Source organism: candidate division WOR-3 bacterium (genome assembly GCA_016867815.1).
Lineage (GTDB): Bacteria > Hydrothermota > Tepidihabitantia > Tepidihabitantales > Tepidihabitantaceae > UBA2258.
In genome coordinates this window covers 1-3,768 of sequence record VGIR01000164.1, presented here as the reverse complement: position 1 = coordinate 3,768, position 3,768 = coordinate 1, and the positions used below count along the sequence as shown (strand labels likewise).

The 3,768-nt window shown below is 63.8% G+C and carries 3 protein-coding genes; all 3 read right to left on the bottom strand.

All coding sequences use genetic code 11. The annotated features are described in order from the left end of the window. Positions 1 to 146: 146 nt before the first annotated feature. Genes FJY68_13800 through FJY68_13790 form a run of 3 tightly spaced genes read right to left on the bottom strand, consistent with a single transcriptional unit; the run spans position 147 to position 3,666 of the window. Positions 147 to 2,018: an ATP-dependent metallopeptidase FtsH/Yme1/Tma family protein gene (locus tag FJY68_13800; GenBank protein MBM3332899.1), complete on the bottom strand. Its 1,872-nt coding sequence runs from the start codon at positions 2,016 to 2,018 to the stop codon at positions 147 to 149. Positions 2,019 to 2,035: 17 nt separating this feature from the next. Further along, on the bottom strand, positions 2,036 to 3,052 hold the full coding sequence (gene tilS, locus FJY68_13795) for a tRNA lysidine(34) synthetase TilS (protein MBM3332898.1): 1,017 nt from the start codon (positions 3,050 to 3,052) through the stop codon (positions 2,036 to 2,038). Beyond that, positions 3,049 to 3,666, bottom strand: a complete 618-nt coding sequence (locus tag FJY68_13790) for an aminotransferase class III-fold pyridoxal phosphate-dependent enzyme (protein MBM3332897.1) — start codon at positions 3,664 to 3,666, stop codon at positions 3,049 to 3,051. The genes tilS and FJY68_13790 overlap by 4 nt, the downstream gene beginning before the upstream one ends. Between the last annotated feature and the right edge of the window lie 102 nt (positions 3,667 to 3,768).

The following is a 3,768-nucleotide window of genomic DNA, read 5'->3' as shown; positions in this document are numbered from 1 at the left end:
TTGACCAGTAGACCGCGGACGCGGTTCTTGATCTGAAACCGGACGTTCTCACGCAGGCCTGCAAGGTCAAGCCTCGTGCCTCTGAACGGCGTTACGAGGGCTGTAATGCACCCCGAGAAAGACATGGTCGCCTCCTTCATGAGCTGCTACTGAGCTGGAGCCGTCTCCGCCGGCTGCGGCTCAGATGGACCAATGCCCATCACCCGGTCGATATCTTCGCCGTTCAGCGTTTCGCGTTCCAGCAACGCCCTGGCCAGTGCGTCCAGCATCTCCCGGTGGCTGGTCACGATGTCGTGCGCACGGTCCGACTGCTCGTCGATTATCCTGCGGATCTCGCTGTCGATCGTGTGGGCGGTATCTTCGGAGAAGGTCCGGCGCATACCCAGCTCGCGTCCCAGGAAGACCTCCTCGCTTGGCGACCCGAACGTGAGCGGCCCGACCTTCTCACTCATGCCCCACTCGCAGACCATCTTGCGCGCCAGGATGGTCGCGTTTTCGATGTCGTTGTGCGCCCCGGTCGAGAGGTCAGAGAACACCAGCTGCTCGGCGGCCCGGCCTGCAAGCATTATGGCCAGTTGGTCGAGGCAGTACGCGCGCGAGTAGATCCGCTTGTCGTCCAGCGGGAGGCGCTGGGTCAGACCGAGAGCCTGGCCGCGCGGGATGATGGTGACTTTGTGCACCGGGTCGGTACCCGGGATCATTCTCGCCACCAGAGTGTGTCCTGCCTCGTGGTAGGCGATCCAGCGCTTCTCCGGCTCGCTGATGAGCAGGCTCCTGCGCTCCACGCCCATCAGTACCTTGTCCTTTGAGTCCTCGAAATCCTGCATCGTCACCGCAGCCCGCGCCCTTCGCGCCGCGAGCAGCGCCGCCTCGTTCACCATGTTCGCCAGGTCCGCACCGGAGAAACCCGGAGTGCCGCGCGCGAGCACGTTCAGGTTGACGTCCGGCGCCATCGTAATCTTGCGGACGTGGACCTTCAGAATCTCCTCGCGGCCGACCACGTCCGGCCGGTCAACTGATATCTGTCGGTCGAACCGGCCCGGCCGCAGCAGGGCGTGGTCGAGAATGTCGGGCCGGTTGGTCGCGGCCATGATAATGACACCGTCCTGCGTCTCAAACCCATCCATCTCGACCAGCAACTGGTTCAGCGTCTGCTCGCGCTCGTCGTGGCCGCCGCCCAGCCCGGCGCCGCGCTGCCTGCCGACCGCGTCGATCTCGTCGATGAACACGATGCAGGGCGCGTTCCGCTTGCTCTGCTCAAACAGGTCACGCACCCTGGCCGCGCCAACGCCGACGAACATCTCCACGAAGTCCGACCCGGAAATGGAGAGGAACGGCACGCCCGCCTCGCCCGCCACCGCCTTGGCGAGGAGCGTCTTGCCGGTCCCGGTCGGACCGACGAGCAGCACGCCCTTGGGGATTCTGCCGCCGAGCTTCTGGAACTTGTGCGGCGCCTTCAGGAAGGCGATAATCTCCTTCAGCTCCTCCTTGGCCTCCGGTACCCCGGCGACATCGTTGAACGTAATCTTGGGTCGGTCCGAAGCCATAGGCTTGGCCCGTGACTTGCCAAAGGTAAAGGCACGGTCCTGCCCGGACGACATCCTCCTCATGAAGAGCAGCCAGACGACCAGTATCAACACCCAGGGCAACAGGTTGATCAGGATAGTGGTCCACTGCGACGGCGCCTTCGCCACGATCTTCACGTTGGCCTCGCGCAACTGGGTCACGAGCTGCGGGTCATCCGGCATGTAGGTCCGGAACTCCCTGTACCTGACCGTGCCGCGTGGAGTTGCGGTCTCGGCCTCCTGCTTGAGGGAACCGCTCAGGTCGCGCTCGACCATAGTGACGGCGTCAATATTCCCCGCCTGCAACTGAGTGGTGAAATCGGAGTAGTCGATTGCGACGCGGGTCCCCCGCCTGCCGGCGAAGAAGTTCCACGCGGCCCACGCGGCCAGAAAGACGAGCAGCCATACGGCCAGCGGCCCGAGGAACCGATTCCGTTGGGTCTTGTCAGGCATCATTCTCAAGAGTCTCCTTAGCTGCGCTCAAATTCAATCATCCCCCGGCGCCTGTGCGCCCGCACGCCGCAGGTCAAAGCCAGCCTCCCGCCAGTGTCGCGATTGCAGAACTCAAGTACTCCCTCCACGGCCTGCGAATCCAGCTCGGGGAGGACGAGTTTCAGAACCCGCCGTTTCAGAACGTCATTATAATCCTTGAACTTAAGTATGTCAATCCGAACGCCGCTCTCGTCCGTCTCTGCTGCCTCGCCGACTGCCTCCTTTGCCAGCCCATCGAGGAGCTCACCCTCCTCAGCCAGCAATTGTGCCGCCCTCCGGGCATTGGCCACAACGTTTGGATTAAGCCGGACGAGTACCGGCACGACCTCACGCCTGAGGAGGTTTCGACGGTACTTCACGTCTTCATTCGACTCGTCCTCGACCCACCCGATGCCCCGCGCCCGCAGATGCTGCTCCAGCGCCCCGCGTTCAATGTCAATCAACGGCCGCACGAAGGTGACGTCGGAGTCCCTTTGTGCCTTCGTGCCTTTGTGGCAGAAACCCGCTTTCCTGGTCACCGGAATGCCGGCCAACCCGCGCGGCCCAGCCCCACGCGCCAGGTTCAGGAGTATCGTCTCGAGGTTGTCGTTGGCAGTGTGGCCCAGCGCGACAAAGTCGCACTTCCGCTTCCGCGCCACGCGGATCATGTGTCGGTAGCGCAGCTCGCGCCCCGCCTCCTCGATGCCCAGCTTGTGCCGCTTGGCGTATCCGGCCACGTCAGTTCGCTCGACCTCGAGGTCGACTCCCCAATCACGGCAGAGCTTGCTGACAAACCCCTCGTCTCGCGTCGCCGTCGCACGCAGGCCGTGGTTGAGGTGGAACGCCGCCATGCTGAGCTTGAGCCGGGGCTGTGCCAGCCGCAGCAGATCAAGCAGGCAGACCGAATCGGCGCCGCCCGAGACCGCGGCGAGGACGCCCGAGCCTTCGGGCAGGAGGCCGTACTCCTTCACCGTCGTGAAGAAACGACCCGGAACCGAGAGCTTTCCGGCGCTCATGCCCTCTTATCGAAACCGGCAAGGACCTTGCCGATGACCTCGGCGGCGAAGGCAACGTCCTTTTCCGTCGCGACCAGGGGCGGCCTGACCGCGACCTTGTCAGCAGACAGCGCGTGAAGCAACAGGCCAAGTTCGCGGCACTTCTGAACCAGACCCACGGCCACGTCATTGCCTTTGCGAAGCACAATGGTCCGCACCAGCCCGACGCCCCAGAGCTCGGGCTCTAGCTTCGGGCTGGACAGGGCGCCGAACCTCTTCTCAAGATACGCAGCCAGCTTCCGGCCCTGCTCAAGCAATCCGACCTCAAGCAGGCGAATGACCTCAAGCGCAACCGCGCCGCCAATCGGGTTCCCAGCGGTCGAGTTCTTCCAGCACAGGTTGGAGTTCCCAGTAACGCAGGCACCGAATGGCAAGCCGGCTGCCCAGCCTCTCGCCAGTACGTAGATATCCGGCCTGACGTCGGACAGCTCGATGGCGAGCATGCGACCAGTTGCCCCGGGCCCGATGCCCGCCTCGTCGTCAATCAGCAAAGCACCTGCCGCATCGCACGCCCGTCTTGCGTGCTTGATGCGCCCGTCCAGGGGATGCGCCACGACCGCCGCGGCGCGGGACATGACTGATTCCGTCGAGGAATCGGATCGTGTCCCAAGCCCCTCGGCAATCTCAGACAGGTAGACTACGCTCTGCCTGCCAGTCTCATTCCTTGCCAACTCAAT